The 19,522-nt window shown below is 68.1% G+C and carries 17 protein-coding genes; 14 read left to right on the plus strand and 3 right to left on the minus strand.

Translation table 11 applies throughout. The annotated features are described in order from the left end of the window. Positions 1-43 precede the first annotated feature (43 nt). The 10 genes from QUE68_RS29250 to QUE68_RS29295 all read left to right on the plus strand — a co-directional run bounded on the left by QUE68_RS29250 (position 44) and on the right by QUE68_RS29295 (position 10,528). Positions 44-925, plus strand: a complete 882-nt coding sequence (locus QUE68_RS29250) for a DUF1707 SHOCT-like domain-containing protein (RefSeq protein ID WP_284230471.1) — start codon at positions 44-46, stop codon at positions 923-925. Positions 926-1,047: 122 nt separating this feature from the next. After that, positions 1,048-1,608: a PadR family transcriptional regulator gene (locus QUE68_RS29255; RefSeq protein WP_284231465.1), complete on the plus strand. Its 561-nt coding sequence runs from the start codon at positions 1,048-1,050 to the stop codon at positions 1,606-1,608. A 44-nt stretch (positions 1,609-1,652) separates the two neighbouring features. Beyond that, positions 1,653-2,729 carry an inositol-3-phosphate synthase gene (locus QUE68_RS29260; protein WP_284230474.1) on the plus strand — a complete coding sequence of 359 codons (1,077 nt, stop codon included), beginning with the start codon at positions 1,653-1,655 and terminating at the stop codon, positions 2,727-2,729. A gap of 60 nt (positions 2,730-2,789) precedes the next feature. Beyond that, positions 2,790-3,695, plus strand: a complete 906-nt coding sequence (locus QUE68_RS29265) for an alpha/beta fold hydrolase (protein WP_284230477.1) — start codon at positions 2,790-2,792, stop codon at positions 3,693-3,695. Between the two features lie 111 nt (positions 3,696-3,806). Beyond that, positions 3,807-5,879, plus strand: coding sequence for a PhoX family protein (locus QUE68_RS29270; protein WP_284230479.1), 2,073 nt, complete (start codon positions 3,807-3,809; stop codon positions 5,877-5,879). Positions 5,880-5,898: 19 nt separating this feature from the next. After that, positions 5,899-6,708: an LLM class F420-dependent oxidoreductase gene (locus QUE68_RS29275; RefSeq protein ID WP_284230480.1), complete on the plus strand. Its 810-nt coding sequence runs from the start codon at positions 5,899-5,901 to the stop codon at positions 6,706-6,708. A gap of 7 nt (positions 6,709-6,715) precedes the next feature. Next, the gene (locus tag QUE68_RS29280; RefSeq protein ID WP_284230482.1) at positions 6,716-7,390 is read left to right on the plus strand and encodes a GntR family transcriptional regulator; all 675 of its coding nucleotides are present in this window, start codon (positions 6,716-6,718) and stop codon (positions 7,388-7,390) included. Between the two features lie 48 nt (positions 7,391-7,438). Continuing rightward, a complete protein-coding gene (locus QUE68_RS29285; protein ID WP_284230484.1) occupies positions 7,439-9,226 on the plus strand; it encodes an ABC transporter substrate-binding protein/permease in 1,788 nt (595 codons plus the stop codon). Further along, positions 9,226-9,960 carry an amino acid ABC transporter ATP-binding protein gene (locus QUE68_RS29290; RefSeq protein ID WP_284230485.1) on the plus strand — a complete coding sequence of 245 codons (735 nt, stop codon included), beginning with the start codon at positions 9,226-9,228 and terminating at the stop codon, positions 9,958-9,960. The genes QUE68_RS29285 and QUE68_RS29290 overlap by 1 nt, the downstream gene beginning before the upstream one ends. Before the next feature lie 106 nt (positions 9,961-10,066). Beyond that, positions 10,067-10,528, plus strand: coding sequence for a MarR family winged helix-turn-helix transcriptional regulator (locus QUE68_RS29295; RefSeq protein ID WP_284230486.1), 462 nt, complete (start codon positions 10,067-10,069; stop codon positions 10,526-10,528). An 8-nt stretch (positions 10,529-10,536) separates the two neighbouring features. Here QUE68_RS29295 and ggh read toward each other — a convergent pair whose 3' ends face one another. After that, positions 10,537-11,877, minus strand: coding sequence for a glucosylglycerate hydrolase (ggh, locus tag QUE68_RS29300; protein WP_284230487.1), 1,341 nt, complete (start codon positions 11,875-11,877; stop codon positions 10,537-10,539). Positions 11,878-11,931: 54 nt separating this feature from the next. On the opposite strand from ggh, the gene QUE68_RS29305 reads away from it, so the two are divergent. Both QUE68_RS29305 and QUE68_RS29310 read left to right on the plus strand, forming a co-directional pair. Then, positions 11,932-12,597, plus strand: coding sequence for an SDR family oxidoreductase (locus QUE68_RS29305; RefSeq protein WP_284234611.1), 666 nt, complete (start codon positions 11,932-11,934; stop codon positions 12,595-12,597). 2 nt (positions 12,598-12,599) lie between these two features. Beyond that, positions 12,600-14,285, plus strand: coding sequence for an amidase (locus QUE68_RS29310; protein WP_286274938.1), 1,686 nt, complete (start codon positions 12,600-12,602; stop codon positions 14,283-14,285). A 49-nt stretch (positions 14,286-14,334) separates the two neighbouring features. On the opposite strand, the gene leuS is transcribed toward QUE68_RS29310, so the two are convergent. Then, positions 14,335-17,226: a leucine--tRNA ligase gene (leuS, locus tag QUE68_RS29315; protein WP_286274939.1), complete on the minus strand. Its 2,892-nt coding sequence runs from the start codon at positions 17,224-17,226 to the stop codon at positions 14,335-14,337. A 208-nt stretch (positions 17,227-17,434) separates the two neighbouring features. Here leuS and QUE68_RS29320 point away from each other — a divergent pair, with 208 nt between their 5' ends. Next, positions 17,435-18,361: an LpqN/LpqT family lipoprotein gene (locus QUE68_RS29320; protein ID WP_286274940.1), complete on the plus strand. Its 927-nt coding sequence runs from the start codon at positions 17,435-17,437 to the stop codon at positions 18,359-18,361. A 42-nt stretch (positions 18,362-18,403) separates the two neighbouring features. Further along, entirely contained in the window at positions 18,404-18,754 is a 351-nt protein-coding gene (locus QUE68_RS29325; RefSeq protein ID WP_286274941.1) for a hypothetical protein, read from the plus strand. A 39-nt stretch (positions 18,755-18,793) separates the two neighbouring features. Here the strand turns inward: QUE68_RS29325 and QUE68_RS29330 are convergent, their stop codons facing one another. Continuing rightward, complete coding sequence (locus QUE68_RS29330; RefSeq protein ID WP_286274942.1) at positions 18,794-19,399, minus strand: YqgE/AlgH family protein; 606 nt, start codon at positions 19,397-19,399, stop codon at positions 18,794-18,796. Between the last annotated feature and the right edge of the window lie 123 nt (positions 19,400-19,522).

Below are 19,522 nucleotides of genomic sequence, written 5' to 3' on the forward strand. Positions count from 1 at the left end.
TCTGGTCTGCGCCGATGGCCGGTGAACTCCTACGATCTTGGTCGTGGCAGGAAGCTCAGGGCGGCAGACGGCAAGTACCCGCGCCAAGGACAGCGACCGGAACAACACGTGCCAGGTACTCGACAGTGCGCTCAGCGACGGACAACTGTCGATGGAGGAGCACCGCCTCCGGGTGGCGGCCGCAACTCAGGCCGCCACGCTGGGCAACCTGCAGCATCTCGTCGACGACCTGCAGACCGAGAACGCGCCGGTCCAGATGCCAAACCTGAGTCGACCCTCGCGGTTCGCGGGCGGCTCGGGCGTGGCGGCAGGCTTGGGGACGCGGGCCGCGGTGGCCGGTGTCCTGGTGGTGCTCGGCATCGCGATCGGGTGGGGGCTCTACGGCAACACGAGCTCACCGCTGAGCTTCACGTCCGATCCCGGTGCCAAGTCCGACGGGATCCCCGCGAAGGTGATCACGCCGCCGAAGCAGTTGCAGTCCCTCGGCGGCCTGAACGGATTGCTCGAGCAGATGCGCCAGCGGTTCGGCGACACCATGGGCTACGGCCTCGTCATCTATCCCGAGTACGCCGTGCTGTCGCGGGCGGACCCCACCGACGACCGACGCAAACTCAGCTACACCTACCGCGGCGGGTTCGACGACCCCTCGACCTCGGCGAAGGACGCGGATGACGTACCGGTCGACCTCGGCGCCTTCGACGTGGAGAAGACCGTCGCCCTCCTGCGGGGCGCGGCGGAAACGGTCGGCCTGCAACAGCAGGACGTCAAGGCGGACAGCACCTATCTCAGCATCGACCCGGCCAACGACCCGTTGGCACCCGGCGCGCTCCAGCTGCGGGCCAGCGTGTCGAGCGAGTTCGGAAGCGGTGCGGTCACCTTCGCGGGCGACGGCACCATCAAGCGGATCGACAGCGCCGTCAGCTGACCTGCGGAAATACTCCACGCCCTAATGTTCTGTGGTTCCGATGTAGCGTTATATATATCGGCGCGATACAGTTTTGCGAGGTGTCGCACCATCGTAGCGACCGCGCAAAGGAGGTGATTCGGGTGTTGGAGCTCGCCATCCTGGGACTTCTCCTCGAATCGCCCATGCACGGTTACGAACTGCGCAAGCGCCTCACGGGCCTGCTGGGCGCCTTCCGGGCGTTCTCGTACGGTTCGCTCTACCCGGCCCTGCGCCGGATGCAGGCCGACGGACTCATCGTCGAGGAGTCGGCCCCGGTGGGCGCCGTCAAGGTGCGGCGCGCCCGGCGGGTCTACGTACTCACCGACGCGGGCCGCACCCGTTTCACCGAACTCGTCGCGGATACCGGACCGCAGAACTACACCGACGACGGCTTCGGCGTTCACCTGGCCTTCTTCAATCGCACCCCGGCCGAGGCCAGGATGCGGATCCTGGAAGGTCGCCGCCGTCAGGTGGAGGAACGCCGAGAGGGCCTGCGTGAAGCCATCGCGCGCGCCACCAACTCGCTCGACCGCTACACCCGCCAGCTACACCAACTCGGGCTCGAGTCCAGCGAGCGCGAGGTCAAGTGGCTCAACGACTTGATCGCGGCTGAACGCGTGGCCGCACCCGGGCACGTCGAGACCGCCCCAGAACAGCCCTAACAACACCCGAACCGCAGTCGTCGGTATTAGAAGGAGATCGCCCCATGTCCGAGTCGAATGAAATCCGGGTCGCCATCGTCGGCGTCGGCAACTGCGCGTCGTCGCTGGTGCAGGGTGTGCAGTACTACCTAGACGCCGACGAGAACTCGACCGTCCCCGGCCTCATGCACGTCAAGCTCGGCAAGTACCACGTGCGCGACGTGCAGTTCGTCGCCGCGTTCGACGTGGACGCCAAGAAGGTCGGCTTCGACCTGTCCGAGGCGATCTTCGCCTCCGAGAACAACACCATCAAGATCGCCGACGTGCCGCCTACCAACGTGACGGTCCAACGTGGTCCCACTCTGGATGGCATCGGCAAGTACTACTCCGAGACCATCGAGATCTCCGACCTCGAGGCCGTCGACGTCGTGCAGGCACTCAAGGCCGCGAAGGTCGACGTCATGGTGTCCTACCTGCCGGTGGGCTCCGAAGATGCCGACAAGTTCTACGCCCAGTGCGCGATCGACGCAGGAGTGGCGTTCGTCAATGCACTGCCCGTCTTCATCGCCTCCGACCCCGTGTGGGCCGAGAAGTTCCGCGCCGCAGGCGTCCCCATCGTCGGCGACGACATCAAGAGCCAGGTCGGTGCCACCATCACCCACCGCGTGATGGCCAAGCTGTTCGAAGATCGCGGCGTGCAGCTCGACCGCACCATGCAGCTCAACGTCGGCGGCAACATGGACTTTCTCAACATGCTGGAGCGCACGCGCCTCGAATCGAAGAAGATCTCGAAGACCCAGGCCGTCACCTCGAACCTGCAGCGCGAGTTCAACGCCAAGGACGTCCACATCGGACCGTCGGATCACGTCGGCTGGCTCGACGACCGCAAGTGGGCCTACGTCCGCCTCGAGGGTCGCGCCTTCGGCGACGTGCCGCTGAACCTGGAGTACAAGCTCGAGGTGTGGGATTCGCCGAACTCCGCAGGCGTCATCATCGACGCGGTGCGGGCAGCGAAGATCGCCTTGGACCGTGGCATCGGCGGACCCGTCGAGGCCGCGTCGGCGTACCTGATGAAGAGCCCGCCCAAGCAGATGCCCGACGACATCGCGCGCGCCGAGCTCGAAACCTTCATCGAGGGCTAGTCCCCCGCGATTCGTGCACCCGTACCCGCGGTCAACGCGGTTGCGGGTGCACGAATCGCTATGGTGAGTCCCGTGGTCACCGACGACGGACTGCTGAACCTCGACGAGTTCGCCCTGCTGCCCGAGAACGCCGAACAGATCGGTGCGACCGGCCCGCTGCCGCCCGTCGTGCGGGTCGAATCCGGTCCCATCAGCGCGCTGAAGTGGGGCGAGGCCGACCCGCAGGTCGTCTTCCTGCACGGCGGCGGGCAGAACGCCCACACCTGGGACACCGTCATCCTTGGGCTCGGCGTGCCAGCGCTCGCGATCGACCTGCCCGGCCACGGCCACTCCGCGTGGCGCGAGGACGGCGACTACGGCCCCAAGCTGAGTGCCGAGACCCTTCGACCGATTCTGCGCGAGTGGGTGCCCGCGCCACGACTGGTGGTCGGTATGTCACTCGGCGGGTTGACTGCGCTGCGCCTGGCCGCGAGCGACCCGGCTCTCGTCCCCGAGTTGGTGCTCGTCGACGTGACACCATCGGCGCCCGAACGGCACGAACAGATGACGCAGGCGCAGATGGGCACCGTGGCCCTGGTCCAGGGTGACCGCACCTTCCCGAGCTTCGCCGCGATGCTCGACGTCACCGTGGCCGCTGCGCCGCATCGTGACCGGAAGTCGTTGCGCCGCGGCGTTTTTCACAACAGCAAGCAGCTCGACGACGGTACCTGGACGTGGCGCTACGATACCTTCCGCAAGGGTGAGGGATTCGAGGGACTCTGGGACGACGTGCCGTCGATCGCGATGCCCACGACCCTCATCAGGGGAGCCAACTCACACTTCGTCAACGACGAGGACGCCGACGCGTTCGCCACCTCCGCCCCCGGCTTTCAGCGCACCCACGTGGTCGCCGACGCCGGCCACTCCGTACAGGGGGATCAGCCCGCGGCGTTGATCGACCTGCTGCGCGGTGTGCTGGCGGGCTGACGCGTAAGACTCCGTTCACCTCGTGCTTGACAGCTGATCACCAGGATTCCGTAAGTTTGCCACGGTCTGTCCACAGCCCGGCCGGACTATCGCTGGAAGGATCCCTCTCGCATGTCGTTGGTGCCATTGAACCTCTTCGTGTCCCATGACGGCCGGTCGTCGCGGCAGCGGGTGACGTGCCGCTACAAGTGCGCCGACGCGTGCTCGCACCCCGCCCCGAACACCAGCACCAACGAGTACTTCGGCGACGTGGTCCGTCAGGCCATGTCGCGACGCGCGGCCCTTCGCGCGGGTGCGGTGACCGTCTTGGCGGTTGGCGCAGGATCCGCCCTCGCCGCGTGTTCCAGCAACGAATCATCCACTGCGACAACGACGTCCGCGGATGCCGAACCGGCCACTCCGCCGGGGATGAACTTCGCCGCGGTGGCGCCCAACTCCGAGGACGTCGTGGTGATCCCCGACGGATATCAGCAGTCGGTGGTCATCAGCTGGGGTGACCCCGTCCTGCCCGGCGCGCCCGCATTCGACGTGACGAAGCAGACCGCCGAGGCGCAGCGCGGACAGTTCGGATTCAACAATGACTTCGCCGGCCTGCTGCCGATCGAGGGCACGCCGGGCCACTTCCTGCTCGTCGTCAACCACGAGTACACGACGGAACAGTTCATGCACCCCGGCTACGACGCGGACCGCCCGACCCGCGGACAGTTCGACATCGCCGTCGCCGCGCACGGACTCACCGTCGTCGAGGTGGAGCGCACGCCAAACGGCCTCACGCCGGTGATGGGTCGTTACAACCGCCGGATCACCGCTGACACACCGTTCGCCCTCACCGGCCCTGGTGCAGGCACCGACTTCGTCAAGACCCCTGCCGACCCCAGCGGTCGGACCGTCGCGGGCACGTTCGCCAACTGTGCGGGCGGAGTGACGCCGTGGGGCACGGTGCTCTCCGGCGAGGAGAACTTCAACGGCTACTTCGGCGCTACCGAGGGTGCGCCCGCCCTCAGCCCGGTGATCAGCGATCAGTTCAAGCGATACGGCATCAAACCCGAAGCATCGGAACGCAAGTGGGAGACCTTCGACCCACGCTTCGACGTGACCAAGACGCCCAACGAGGTCAACCGGTTCGGCTACGTCGTCGAGGTCAACCCGTGGGACCCCGCATCGACGCCGGTGAAACACACCGCGATGGGCCGGCTCAAGCACGAGGGCGCCACCATCTTCGTCACCGACGATGGCACGGTCGTCTCGTACACCGGCGACGACGAGCGCTTCGACTACATGTACAAGTTCGTGTCCAGCAAGAAGATCCAGCCAGGACTCGGCGCGGCCGCGATGGCCAACAACCTCACGGTGCTCGACGAGGGCACGCTCTACGTCGCGAAGCTCACCAGCGAGATCCCGGCTGGCGAGATCGACGGCTCGGGCAAGCTGCCCGCCGCCGGGGCGTTCGAGGGCAGCGGCACGTGGCTTCCGCTGCTGCGATCGGGTCCCAACGGGACGGCTGAATCCCTCGTCGCGGGCATGACGCCGCAGGAGGTGGCGGTGTTCACCCGGTTCGCCGCCGACAAGGCCGGCGCCACCAAGATGGACCGCCCGGAGGACTTCGAGGCCAACCCGAAGACCGGCAAGGTGTACGTCGCGCTGACCAACAACGACGAGCGCGGCGTCCCCGGCGAAGCCCGGCCGGATGCGGCGAATCCACGCAACGACAACAAGAGCGGGCAGATCCTCGAGCTCACCGACGACCACGCCGGCACTGCCTTCTCGTGGAATCTCCTTCTGGTGTGTGGCGATCCGGCTGCGGCGGACACGTACTTTGGCGGCTTCGACAAGACCAAGGTCAGCCCCATCTCCTGCCCGGACAACCTGGCGTTCGACACCCACGGCAACCTGTGGATCTCGACCGATGGCAACGCGCTCGACTCCAACGACGGACTGTTCGCCGTCGCCCTCGACGGACCCAACCGCGGCGAGACCAAGCAGTTCCTGACGGTGCCGCTCGGCGCGGAGACCTGCGGCCCGGTCATCACCGACGACTTGGTGACGGTCTGCGTACAGCATCCCGGCGAGAATGACGACAACAGCGTCGACGATCCCCTGTCCCGGTGGCCGGAAGGTGACGACGGCACCGCGCGACCGTCGGTGGTCGCGGTGTGGAGGGACTCGGGCAACATCGGCGTGTAGGCGGGCCTAACGTGGAGCCATGAGCTTCCCCACCCGCATCGGCGTCCAACTGCAACCGCAGCACTCCCCGAACTACGGTCGTCTGCGTGACGCGGTGATGCGCTGCGAGGACATGGGCGTGGACGTCGCCTTCAACTGGGACCACTTCTACCCCCTCTACGGCGATCCCGACGGCGCCCACTACGAATGCTGGACCATGCTCGGCGCGTGGGCCGAACAGACCTCGCGCATCGAGATCGGCGCGCTGGTGACCTGCAACTCCTACCGCAACCCCGAACTCCTCGCCGACATGGCGCGGACCGTCGACAACATCTCCGACGGCCGGCTGATCCTCGGCATCGGCTCGGGCTGGAAGCAGAAGGACTACGACGAATACGGCTACGACTTCGGCACTGTCGGCAGCCGGCTCGACGACCTCGCGGGCGCCCTGCCCCGGATCACGTCGCGGCTCGGCAAGCTCAATCCCGCACCGCTGCGCGACATTCCGATTCTCATCGGTGGCCAGGGCGAGAAGAAGACCCTGCGCCTGGTGGCCGAGTACGCCCACATGTGGCACGGCTTCACCACCGCCGAGACCTATCCCGGCAAGGCCGAGGTCCTCGATCGGCACTGCGCCGAACTCGGTCGCGACGCCGCGAGCATCGAACGGTCGGCGGGCGTGGAGAACACCAGCGGCGTGGCGCGCGGTGAGGGCCTCGACGCGCTGCTCGCCAACGCCGAGGCGCTCGTCGGTCTCGGGGTAAGCCTGCTGACGGTCGGCGTCAACGGCCCCGACTACGACCTTGGCGCTGCGGAGGCGTTGTGTCGCTGGCGGGACGAACGCGCCTGAGCGCGCCGTGACCAAGAAGTACGGGGTCAAGGAGAAGGATCTGGTCGTCGCACACGTCGTGAACCAGATCCTCACCGGCAAGCTGCGCACCGGAGATCGGTTGGACCGCAACGAGATCGCCGAGCAGCTTGGTTTCAGCCGCGTGCCCGTCCAAGAGGCCGTGGCCGAGTTGGAACAGATCGGCCTGCTGGCCACCCGATACCACCGGGGCGCCTTCGTCGAGCGCTTCGACGAAGGCGTCGTCCGCGAGCACCACGAGATCTACGGCGCGCTCAACGGCATCGCGTCGGCCAGGGCCGCCCGCGAGCATCGGCCGGCGATCGTCGACCAGCTCCGAGCCACGCTCGCCGCGCTGCACACCAGCCGGGAGTCGCGTGCGTTCCACGAGCACACCTGGCGCTACCGCGAGACCATCAATGCCGCTTACGCCGGCCCTCGCCTCAAGGCCGCGATCCGCGCCTCCACCACGTTCATGCCGCGCAGCTTTTGGACGGCGTACCTGGGCAGCCACGACGAGCTGCTTCCGTTCTACGTCGCCGAGACCGCCGCGATCGGCGACGGTGATGCCGATGCGGCGCGTGTCGCCTGCGCCGGCCGTGCCGAGCTGATGGGTCGGATCATGCTCTCGGAGTTGATCCGTCGCACGGTGTTGCGTCCCGAGCAGCCGCCCGTCGAGTTCTGAGTGAGCCCAAGTGCCTGCAATCGGACCGGTGAACGCTAGGTTTCCATGATGACCAGCCACCGACTGTTCAAGGGTGTCGTCGTCGTGCTCGCCGCGCTGCTCGTCGCCCTGATGGGACTGGCCCCCGTCGCCGGCGCCGACGATGCGGACCAGTGCGCACCCCCCGGTGTGAACAGCGCCAGCGCGCTACCCACCAATCTAGCGTCGGCGGCCAAGGGCCCCGGTGAGGACAAGTACACGACCCCGGGCGTCGAGCCATTGACCTCGGTAAACCCAGCAGCGCTGAATCTCGGCACCCCCGGCGTGCTCACCGTCGGCACCCTGTCCGACGCACCGCCGAGCATCTGCATCAATGCGGCGGGCCAGTTCACCGGCTTCGACAACGAATTGCTCCGCGCGGTCGCCGACAAGCTCGGCCTCAAGGTCAACTTCGTCGGCACCGACTTCTCCGGCTTGCTCGCGCAGGTGGCGTCGCGGCGCTTCGACGTCGGCTCGTCGTCGATCACGACCACCGACGCCCGGCGCCAGACCGTCGGCTTCACCAACGGTTACGACTTCGGCTACTTCTCGCTGGTCGTTCCACCCGGCTCACCGATCACCGGCTTCGAGAAGCTGGCCGCGGGACAGCGCATCGGCGTGGTGCAGGGCACCGTGCAGGAGGCCTACGTCGTCGACACGCTGGGCCTGGACCCGGTGAAGTTTCCCGACTACAACACCCTCTACGCCAGCCTGAAGACCCGTCAGATCGACGCGTGGGTGGCCCCGTCGCAGCAGGCCGTCGGCACCGTCCAGGACGGCGATCCCGCGGTCATCGTCGAGAACACCTTCAGCCTCGACAACTTCGTGGCGTGGGCGGTGGCCAAGGAGAACAAGCCGCTGATCGACGCCCTCAACGCCGGTCTCGACGCGGTGATCGCCGACGGCACGTGGGCGAAGCTGTACGCCGACTGGGTGCCCCGCGCCCTACCGCCCGGCTGGAAACCTGGCTCGAAGGCGGCGCCGGTGCCCCAGCTTCCCGACTTCGACGCGATCGCCGCGGCCAAGGAGCCGGGTGCCGACAACTCCGCCGTCGCCCCGAAATCGGTTCTGTCGCAATTGGCTAGCTCATTCCTGGACTGGGAGCTGTACAAGCGGGCGATCCCCGATCTGTTCAAGACCGGCTTGCCGAACACGCTGATCCTGACGGTCAGCGCCGCCGTCATCGGCCTCGTGCTCGGGATGGTGCTCGCCGTCGCGGGCATCTCGACGACACGCTGGCTCAGGTGGCCGGCCCGCATCTATACCGACGTGTTCCGCGGCCTGCCCGAGGTGGTGATCATCCTGATCATCGGGCTGGGCGTCGGGCCCATCGTCGGCGGCCTCACCGGCAACAACCCCTACCCGCTGGGCATCGCGGCACTGGGCCTGATGGCCGCGGCCTACATTGGCGAGATCCTGCGCTCCGGCATCCAGAGCGTGGAGGCCGGCCAGCTGGAAGCCACACGGGCCCTTGGCTTCAGCTACTCGTCGTCGATGCGACTGGTCGTCGTACCGCAGGGTGTGCGCCGCGTGCTGCCCGCCCTCGTCAATCAGTTCATCTCGCTGCTGAAGGCCTCGTCGCTGGTGTACTTCCTCGGCTTGATCGCCAGCCAGCGCGAGCTGTTCCAGGTCGGCCGGGACCTCAACGCCCAGACGGGCAACCTGTCACCCCTCGTGGCCGCGGGCCTGTTCTACCTCGCTCTGACCATTCCGCTGACACACCTGGTCAACTACATCGACGCCCGACTGCGCCGCGGCCGGACCGCGACCGAGGCGGAAGACCCGTTGGCCCCCACGGCTACCCAGGAGATGATCTGATGGCTGCGGCTCCTGTTTCCCTGACCGGCAAGGACATTCACCTGTCGTTCGGACCGAACCCCGTGCTGCGGGGAGTCGGCATCGACGTGCCCGCCGGCACCACGACGGCGGTGATCGGCCCGTCCGGTTCGGGGAAGTCGACACTGTTGCGGGCCCTCAACCGGCTCTACGAGCCCGACAGCGGCGACATCCTGCTCGACGGGACGTCGGTCCTCAATGACGACCCCGACGCGCTGCGGCAACGCATCGGCATGGTGTTCCAGCAGTTCAACCTCTTCCCGCACAAGAGCGTGCTCGACAACGTCACCCTCGGACCGCGCAAGCTGAAGAAGCTTTCCGCCGACGCGGCACGTGAGCTCGGTCTCGAGCAGTTGGAGCGAGTGGGCTTGCGGCACAAGGCCGATGTCCGGCCGGCCACGCTGTCCGGCGGACAGCAGCAGCGGGTCGCCATCGCGCGCGCCCTGGCGATGGCGCCTCAGGTGATGTTCTTCGACGAGGCCACGTCGGCGCTCGATCCCGAACTGGTGAAGGGAATCCTCGCGCTGATCGCCGAGCTCGGCGACGACGGCATGACCATGGTGGTGGTCACCCACGAAATGGGTTTCGCCCGCTCCGCCGCAGACGCGGTCGTCTTCATGGATCACGGCAAGGTCGTCGAATCCGGGCCGCCGGAAGGGGTTTTCGAGGGCGCTGAAACCGAACGTCTCCGCCAGTTCCTGTCGCAAGTGCTCTAGGCGCGGCCCGCCGGCGAAAGGCCCACGGGTGTCCGTCTAGGTCAGTTGGGTGAATTCGACGCATGTCGAACCTCTGGCAGGCGGTAACAGGTTAGACTAGCGAATTATGGTAGAGACGGAACCGCAGGTCACTGAGCTGGCCGGGGAGCTGCAGCAGGTGCTGTCCAAGCTTTTCTCCGTCCTGCGTCGCGGCGACACGAGTCGCAACACCCCCGAGGGCGGCGCCGACCTCACGCTGGCACAGCTGTCGATCCTTCTGACGCTGCTCGACCTCGGTCCCATCAGAATGACCGAACTCGCGGCCCACGAGCGCGTCCGCACGCCGACCACCACCGTCGCGATCCGCCGACTCGAGAAGCTGGGACTGGTCAAGCGGTCCCGTGACCCCTCGGATCTGCGCGCCGTCCTGGTCGACGTCACCCCGCGCGGCCTCGTGCAGCACCGCGAGGCACTGGCCACCCGGCGCGCGCAGATCGCGGCGATGCTCACCAAGCTCAGCGCCGAGGAACGCGAGACCCTGGCCAATGCCCTTGCGCCGCTGACCCGGTTGGCTGAACAGGGCGGTTAGCCCTCGGCTCAACCCAGCCAGTCCAGTACCGCCGCGGCGGTCCACGACTGCTGCATGCTGCCCAGCGGCTCGCCGGTGAACGGTTCGTAGTACTCGGCGAACGTGCCGTCGCTGGCCTGCCGGAGTCCCTCTCGTCGCAGGTTCGACGAGCGTTCCGCCCAACCGCGACGCGCGAAGCACCACGAGAACAACCACGTCACCACCGGCCAGACCGGGCCCCGCCAGTACTCGCGGGCCCGGAAGTCGCGTGACACCGGCGACGTCGAGGGAATCAGGCAGTACTTGAGGTCGGGATGTCCGCAGAACCGCGGTCCCTCCAGGAGGCGCAGCAACGCGCGTTCCCTGTCGTGCGGCAGGCCACCGCACAGCAGCGGGGAGAACTGCGCGACCGTCTCGGTGGAGATCCAGTTCTTGCCGCGGAGATCGTAATCCCTTGCTGCGCCGGTACGTTCGTCCGTCGTCTCGACGACGCCCTTGCGGAAGCGCTCGGCCCAGCTATAGAGGTCTCGGACGTCGGCGTGCGGCCGCTTGTAATCCTCGCCGATCTCGGCCAGCACGGTGCACGCCACCGACAGGATCGCGGAGACGAAGACGTCCTCGACGGCGAAGCTCATCACCTTGGGCAGCAGCTGATCGTCGTAGTGAACCGACTTCATCTCCTCGACCAGCCACATGTACCGGTCGTACTCCAGGTCCGACGGCCGCTGCGAGGCATCGGTGACGATGGTGTTGTCTTCGCGTTGGTACTCGGGAACGACGCCGGGCACCACGTTTCCGTAGGCGGCGTCCCACCGCGGCGAGTTGTCCATCCCGGACTCCCAGCCGTGATACATCGTGACGCGGCCGCGCGAGTCGGGATCGCGCGCCTCGGACAGCCAGCGATGCCAGCGCACCAGGTCATCCCACCGGCGGTCCAGGAACCCCTCCGCGACGGCGCGCGTGGAGCGGCCCCGCGTGCGGGCGTGGTCGAGGATGCGCTGCACCGCGATCGCGTGCACCGGCGGCTGCGTGATCCCCGACGTGTGCCGATTGCGCGGCGCGTTCACCGCCAAGGCCGACGTCGCCCAGCGGGCGGGCCCGGGGAAGTATCCGTCGACCCCGTTGGCGAACACGATGTGCGGGATCATCCCGTTGCTCCACTGCGCCGACAGCAATGTGTCCAGTTCGACGACCGCCCGCTCGACGCTCAACGGGGCGAGCCCGATCGACACGAACGCGGCGTCCCAACTCCACATGTGCGGGTACAGCAGCGGCGCGGCGGTGGTCATCACGCCGAGGTCATTGCCACGCAGGAGGTACGCGGCGCGAGCCGCCAACTGAGTGGGCGCAAAGCTGGAATCGGGTGGCATCGGGTCAATCATGCGACGCCGACGGCGGGCGCGCAGGTCGGTAGGGTTCCTCGGGTGCCTACCGCGATGATCACGGGTGCTGCTGGCGGGCTTGGCGTAGCCATCGCCGACGCCCTGGCTCCCACCCATACCCTGCTCCTGGCGGGGCGCCCGTCGGACCGCCTCGACGCCCTTGCCGCGCGTCTCGGCGCTCCGACCTGGCCACTCGACCTCGCCGACACCGAATCCCTGGAATCCGCGGCCGAAGTGCTGACCGATCTCGACGTGCTGATCCACAACGCCGGGGTCTCCTATCCGGGCCGGGTCGCCGAGTCCAGCGCCGACGAGTGGCGGGCGACCTTCGAGGTGAACGTCGTCGGCGCGGTCGCGCTGACGCTGGCGTTGCTTCCCGCGCTGCGCAGCGCGCGCGGCCAGGTGATCTTCATCAACTCGGGCGCCGGGATCAACGCGTCCCCGGGTCTGGCGTCCTACTCCGCGAGCAAGTTCGCGCTGCGGTCGTTCGCGGACTCGCTGCGCGCCGACGAGCCCACCCTGCGCGTGACGTCGGTGCACCCGGGACGGATCGACACCGAGATGCAACGCGATCTGATCGCCTACGAGGAACGCGAGTACGTGGCCGAGCAGTTCCTGTCGGCGCACACGGTGGCAGCCGTCGTCGCGCAGGCTGTCAACTCCCCGCCCGACGCCCACGTCCACCAGATCCTGGTCCGGCCGAGGTAGCGGTGATCCCCGTCGAGGTCCACGAGGCGACGATCGCCGACCTGCGCTCCGCCCTGGAGACCGGCCGCGCCACCGCGGTGGGGTTGCTCGAGTCGTACCTGGCCCGCATCGCCGCCTTCGACGGCGCTCTGAACGCCATCGTCGTGACCAATCCGGAGGCTCGGACCGACGCGGCGACGTCCGACGCGCGTCGGGCTGCGGGCTGCCCGCACGGACCGCTGGACGGCATCCCGTACACGGTCAAGGACAGTTACCAGGCGCGTGGGCTCACCGTGGCCGCGGGCAGCCCGGCGTTCGCGGACTTGGTGGCCCAACGTGACTCGTTCGTCGTCGAGCGCCTGCGTGCGTCAGGCGCGATCCTGATCGGCCTGACCAACATGCCGCCGATGGCCAACGGCGGCATGCAGCGCGGAGTCTACGGCCGGGCCGAAAGTCCCTACAACGCAGCGTATCTCACCGCACCATTCGCCTCCGGCTCATCCAACGGTTCCGGCACGGCGACCGCGTCGTCGTTGTGCGCCTTCGGGATCGGCGAGGAGACCTGGTCCTCGGGACGTGGCCCCGCGTCGAACAATGCTCTGTGCGCGTACACCCCTTCCCGCGGCGTGATCTCGACGCGTGGAGGGTGGCCGCTGGTACCGACGATGGACGTCGTGGTGCCGCACACCCGCACGATGGCCGACCTGCTGGAGGTGCTCGACGTCCTCGTCGCCGAGGATCCCGACGCGCGCGGTGACTTCTGGCGCCTGCAGCCGTGGGTGCGGATGCCACGTATCGACGAGGTGCGACCGGCTTCCTACCCGGCACTGGCTGGATCCCGAGATGTTTTGGTGGGCAAGCGTTTCGGTGTGCCGCGGATGTACGTCAACGGCGATCCCGAGGCGGGTGTCGGAGCGACGGGCATCGGCGGGCCGACCGGCAGGCGCATCGACACCCGGCCGTCGGTAATCGACCTGTTCGACGCGGTGCGACGCGATCTGGTCGCCGCGGGGGCCGAAGTGGTCGACGCCGACTTCCCCGTCGTCAGCAATTACGAGGGTGACCGGGCGGGAGCACCGACGATCGCCACCCGGGGGTTGGTCAGCCCCGAATACCTGCGGCGCGAGATCGTCGACCTGTCGGCGTGGGCCTGGGACGACTTCCTCGCCGCCAATGGCGATCCCGCCCTCAACCGACTCGCCGACGTCGATGGTGAACGCATCTTCCCCACCCCGCCCGGCGCCCTGCCCGACCGGTACGACGGCTTCGACGATGACATCGCCGACTATCCCGCGTTTCTCAGGACCAACCCCATCGACTCGTTCCTCGCCATCCCGAACCTCCCCGCGGGCGTGCACGCCCTCGAGCGCACCCGCCAACTCGACCTCGAGGAGTGGATGGCCGGGCTGGGACTCGACGCCGTGATCTTCCCGGCGGTCGCCGACGTCGGGCCCGCCAACATGGACGTCGACGTGGCGTCGGCAGACCTCGGCTGGCGCAACGGCGTGTGGGTCGCCAACGGCAACTTGGCAATTCGCCATCTCGGTATCCCGACTGTCACGGTGCCGATGGGCACGATGGCCGACATCGGCATGCCGGTGGGTCTGACGATCGCGGGCCGGGCCTACGACGACGTGGCGCTGCTTCGCTACGCCGCGGCAGTGGAGGCGACTGGCTCCCGCCGAACCCCGCCACCCCTCCCGTCGTGATTTCGGCGCGCAAACAGTCGCTGAGCGAACGTTTTCGCGCCGAAATCGCCTAGATGACGACGTTGACCAGCTTGCCCGCGACGACGATGACCTTCTTCGGCGTCGCACCCGCCATGAACGCCACCACCTTCTCGTCGGCCAGCGCGGCTGTCTCCACCGCGTCGGCGGTGGCGTCCGCCGCGACCGTGACGCGGCCACGCACCTTGCCGTTGACCTGAACGGGGTACTCGACGGTGTCCTCCACCAAGTACGCGGGGTCGGCCGTCGGGAAGGGTCCGTGAGCGAGTGACGTGTCGTGACCGAGCCGCCGCCACAGCTCCTCGGCCAGGTGCGGCGCCAGCGGCGCAACCATCAGCACCAGGGGCTCGACCGCGGCGCGCGCGGTGACGTCCTCCTTGGTCAAGTGGTTGGTGTACTCGATCAGCTTGGCGGCGGCGGTGTTGTTGCGAAGTCCCGCATAGTCTTCCGCGACTCCGGCGATCGTCTTGTTCAGCAGCCGCAGCGTCGCCTCGGTCAGCGCTTCGTGGTCGGCGACCTTCTCGGCGCCGGTGGTCTCGTCGACGACGACGCGCCACACCCGTTGCAGGAAGCGGTAGGCCCCGACGACGTCCTTGGTGGCCCACGGCCGCGACGCCTCGAGTGGGCCCATCGACATCTCGTAGACCCGCAGGGTGTCGGCGCCGTACTCCTCGCAGATCTCGTCGGGCGACACTGAGTTCTTCAGGCTCTTGCCGATCTTGCCGAACTCGCGGTTGACCTCGATCTCACCGTCCGGCCCCGGCCAATGGAACTTGCCATCGCGCTCGACGACTTCGGCTGCGGGAACGTAGGTTCCGCGTGAATCGGTGTAGGCGAACGCCTGGATGTACCCCTGGTTGACCAGTCGCCGGTACGGCTCGCGGGAGCTCACGTGACCCAGGTCGTAGAGCACCTTGTGCCAGAACCTGGAGTACAGCAGGTGCAGCACGGCGTGCTCGACGCCGCCGACGTAGAGGTCGACACCGCCGGGGTCCGACGGGCCGTGCTCGGCGGGGCGCGGCCCCATCCAATACGCCTCGTTCTCCTTGGCGCAGAACTCCTGTGAGTTGTGCGGGTCGGCGTAGCGCAGCTCGTACCAGGAGCTGCCCGCCCACTGCGGCATCACGTTGGTGTCGCGGGTGTAGGGCTGAATCCCGTCGCCGAGATCGAGGTCGACGTGCACCCACTCGGTCGCCTTCCCGAGCGGGGGCGACGGTTCACTGTCGGCGTCGTCGGGATCGAACTGCACCGGCGCGTAGTTTGGGATGTCGGGCAGCTCGACGGGTAGCGCCGATTCCGGAAGACCGTGGGCGCGGCCATCGGCGTCGTACACGATCGGGAACGGTTCACCCCAGTACCGCTGGCGGGCGAACAGCCAGTCGCGCAGCTTGTACTCCACGCGGGCCCGGCCACGACCGTCGGCGACCAGATGCGCGGTCACCGCCTCCTTGGCCGACTCGACGCTCAACCCGTCGAGGTAGCCGGAGTTCACCAGCTCACCGTCACCGGTGTAGGCGCCCGCCGAGACGTCACCGCCGGGTTGATCCCCGGGTCGCTCCGCTCCAGCCCGCCGCGAGATGACCTCGACGATCGGCAGCCCGAACGCCGTGGCGAACTCCCAGTCGCGTGGATCGTGCCCCGGCACCGCCATGATGGCGCCGGTACCGTAGCCGGCCAGCACGTAGTCCGCGATGAACACCGGAACTCGTTTTCCATCAACGGGATTCGTGGCATACGCGCCGGTGAACACGCCCGTCTTGGACTTGTTCTCCTGGCGCTCCAGGTCGCTCTTGGCCGCCACGGCTGCGCGGTAGGTCGCCACGGCCTCCGCCGGTGTCGCCGCACCGAACGTCCAGCGGTCGTCGGTGCCCTCGGGCCACGCCGGGGTGACCAGCGCGTCGACCAGACCGTGCTCGGGCGCCAACACCATGTACGTCGCCCCGAACAGCGTGTCGGGCCTGGTGGTGAAGACCTCGATGTCCCCCGCCTCGGTGGCGAACCGGACCTCGGCACCGGTCGACCGACCGATCCAGTTGCGCTGCATCGCCTTGACCTTGTCCGGCCAGTCCAGGTCGTCGAGGTCGTCGAGCAGCCGGTCGGAGTAGGCGGTGATGCGCATCATCCACTGCCGCAAGCGCTTCCGGAACACCGGGAAGTTGCCGCGGTCGCTGCGGCCGTCGGAGGTCACCTCTTCGTTGGCCAGCACCGTGCCCAGCCCGGGACACCAGTTCACCACCGAGTCGGCGCGATACACCAACCGATGGGAGTCGACGACGTCTGCGCGCTCCCCCGGCGTCATCGTCGCCCAGTCACCACCGGAGTCCGGCGTGCGAACCCCCGACTCGAACTCGGCGATGAGTTCGCTGATGGGCCTGGCCTTGTTGGCCGCCACGTCGAACCAGGAGTCGAGGATCTGCAGGAAGATCCACTGCGTCCACTTGTAGAAGTCGGTGTCGGTGGTGGCGAAGCTGCGCCGGGCATCGTGGCCCAGGCCGAGCCGGCCGAGCTGACGACGGAAGTTGACGATGTTGGCCTCGGTACGGGTCCGCGGATGCGTGCCCGTCTGGACGGCGTACTGCTCGGCGGGCAGGCCGAACGCATCGAACCCCAACGTGTGCAGGACATTACGACCCGTCATCCGAAAGTAGCGCGCGTACACGTCGGTGGCGATGTACCCGAGCGGATGACCGACGTGCAGACCCTCACCGGACGGGTAGGGGAACATGTCCTGGACGAACATCTTGTCCGCAGGCACCGGCGCACCGTCGGACGGCGCAAGCGACCCGACCGGGTTGGGCACGTGGAACGTCCCGAGCCGAGCCCACGTCTCCTGCCACGTGCGTTCGATCTCCTCGGCGAGCGCCGCGTCGTAGCGGTGCTGCGGGGTCCCCGAGGCGTCCGCGCCGCCTTCCGCATCAATCACGTGAACAGGGTAGTCAACGCCGCACGTCGGACCCGCACTGCAGGTCCCGGGCAACGGGTTGGTATCGGTTCCGTTGCGGGGGGGTCAGGGCATGGTTGCAGGTCGATCCCAGACGTAGAGGCGGGCGCCGCCGCGTGGATACAGTCGGCGCCTGGCCACGGGCACCCGTCCGAGGCCAGACCGCATGATCCGGAAGGACGGACGTTAGATGTTCGAGAATGCCCGTCGTTGGGGACTTCTGGCAGGAGGGTTCGCCGCAGGAACGGCGTGCGTCCTCGGTCTCGCCGGCACCACCGCGTCCGCTGAGCCCACCCTTCCGCTACCCGCCGTGCCGGCCCCGGCGACGGTGACGCAAACCGTGACCGTGCAGGCCGGAGTGCCCGCGGCCGCCGCGATCGGCCCCGGCGACCTCGTAGCCACCCCGCAGGCTGTCGGTCTCGGCCCCGCCGCGCCCGCCGTTCCCGCGGTCCCCGTCGCGCCCGTCGCCGCCATCGTCCCCGCGACGTCCGGGACCCTGGTGGACTTCTTCAAGGAGAAGAACGTCGCGATGGAACCGCAGAAGGCCGCGGACTTCAAGGCCCTGACCATCGTGCTGCCGATGCCCACCGGCTGGAGCCAGGTGCCCGACCCCAACGTCCCCGACGCCTTCGCGGTGATCGCGGACCGCGTGGGCGGCGACGGCCTCTACACCTCGAACGCCGCCGTTCAGGTGTACAAGTTGGTCGGCGACTTCGACTCCAACGAAGCCATCAGCCACGGCCTCATCGACACGCAGCAGCTGCCGGCCTGGCGGGCCACCAACGGGTCGCTCGCCAATTTCGGGGGCATGCCGTCGGCGTTCATCGAGGGCACCTACCGGCAGAACAACATGACGCTGAACACCACCCGGCGCCACACCATCGCGACATCGGGACCCGATCGTTTCCTGGTGTCCCTGTCGGTCACCACCAGCGCCCAGGTGTCCGTCGCCGCGGGCTCGGCGACCGACGCCGTCGTCAACGGTTTCAAGGTCGGCTCTCCGGATGCGCCCCCGCCGCTGCCCGCGCCCGCCGTGGCCGGAGTGCCGGCAGCGCCGGCCCCCGCCGGACCGGCGGCGCTTCCCGCGGTCGCCCAGCCGCTCGGCTTGCCGAGTTAGCCCCGAACCGCGAGCAGCCGGCAGGCCTCGTATTGTGAGGTCATGTTGATTGCCGCCGTGCTGTGCCTCTGCGCCGCCGTGGCGACCGCCGCCGCCGGTGCGTGGTCGATGGCCCGGCCGCAGTCGTCCGACGTGGTGCAGCAGGTCCTGCGGGCGGTGGTGCCGACCCAACTCGCAGCGGCGGTGATGCTGGGGGCGGGCGGAGTCGTCGCCCTCGCCGCACCACCGCAGACCGGGGTGTTGGCACTGATCGCCTGCGTCGTCGGGGCGGTGGGCACCGTGGCTGCGGGCTGCTATCAGAGTGCCAAGTCAGTCGCTCGGCGGGAGGCCGCGAACTCCGTCGACGCCGGCTGCGCGGGCGCGTGCGCGTCATGCACCCTGTCGTGCCGCTGACGGCTGAATTCCGCTGCGGCCGAACGCTTTTCGTACCGGCTAGTTCCGGCTGACGTCGATCGGGTGGGTGGCCAGGAGCGACAACGGCATCGGCTGCCGGCGCAGCACCCGAGCCCACAGATCAACCCGCGGCTCGACCAGCACGTCAGACGGCAACGCCGATAGCACGATCCAGTCGTCACGTTCGATCTCGCCCTCGAGCTGGCCGATCGTCCACCCGGAGTACCCGGCGTAGATGCGGACCCCTTCGACCGCAGGCGCGATGGTGTCTGGATCGGCGTCGAGATCGACCATCACGATGCGCCCCTGCACGTGGCGCAGACCCGGCACGTTCTCCGGCTGCAGACCGGCGCGCAACGTCGCGAGGCAGAGCGCCGCGTCCCGCTTCACGGGGCCGCCGACGAACATCGTCTTGGGTTTGGTGGCGAGCTTGGTCCACTGCGGCAACACGTTGAACACCGCGGTCTCACTCGGCCGGTTCAGCACCACGCCGAGGGTGCCGCCGTCGTTGTGTTCCACCACGTAGATGACGCTGCGGCGGAACGTGGGCTCCATGAGATCGGTGTTGGCGAGCAGCAGCGTTCCGGCTCGCACCCGGTGCGTCGCAGGAGCGAAGTGGTCCTCCGGGTCCTCTGACTGCGCCACCCGTCCATCATGACACCGCCGTGGACATCCGGTGGCGATCGGGCGCGGCCGAGGCGGGTCGATTTGCGAATCTTTGTAGGGTGGTTCGGTAGCCCATCGGCACGCTCGACACTTCAATCGGCA

The organism is Mycolicibacterium sp. TUM20985, from assembly GCF_030295745.1.
In the GTDB taxonomy this organism is placed as follows: domain Bacteria; phylum Actinomycetota; class Actinomycetes; order Mycobacteriales; family Mycobacteriaceae; genus Mycobacterium.

Coding starts and splice junctions, on each gene's coding strand:
- ggh (WP_284230487.1), bottom strand. CDS start 11,877: ATGCCACCCGATTCCAGCTTTGCGCCCACTCAGTTGGCGGCTCGCGCC.
- QUE68_RS29265 (WP_284230477.1), top strand. CDS start 2,790: ATGGTGAGTCCCGTGGTCACCGACGACGGACTGCTGAACCTCGACGAG.
- QUE68_RS29325 (WP_286274941.1), top strand. CDS start 18,404: ATGTTGATTGCCGCCGTGCTGTGCCTCTGCGCCGCCGTGGCGACCGCC.
- QUE68_RS29260 (WP_284230474.1), top strand. CDS start 1,653: ATGTCCGAGTCGAATGAAATCCGGGTCGCCATCGTCGGCGTCGGCAAC.
- QUE68_RS29275 (WP_284230480.1), top strand. CDS start 5,899: ATGAGCTTCCCCACCCGCATCGGCGTCCAACTGCAACCGCAGCACTCC.
- QUE68_RS29270 (WP_284230479.1), top strand. CDS start 3,807: ATGTCGTTGGTGCCATTGAACCTCTTCGTGTCCCATGACGGCCGGTCG.
- QUE68_RS29295 (WP_284230486.1), top strand. CDS start 10,067: ATGGTAGAGACGGAACCGCAGGTCACTGAGCTGGCCGGGGAGCTGCAG.
- QUE68_RS29290 (WP_284230485.1), top strand. CDS start 9,226: ATGGCTGCGGCTCCTGTTTCCCTGACCGGCAAGGACATTCACCTGTCG.
- QUE68_RS29285 (WP_284230484.1), top strand. CDS start 7,439: ATGACCAGCCACCGACTGTTCAAGGGTGTCGTCGTCGTGCTCGCCGCG.
- QUE68_RS29320 (WP_286274940.1), top strand. CDS start 17,435: ATGTTCGAGAATGCCCGTCGTTGGGGACTTCTGGCAGGAGGGTTCGCC.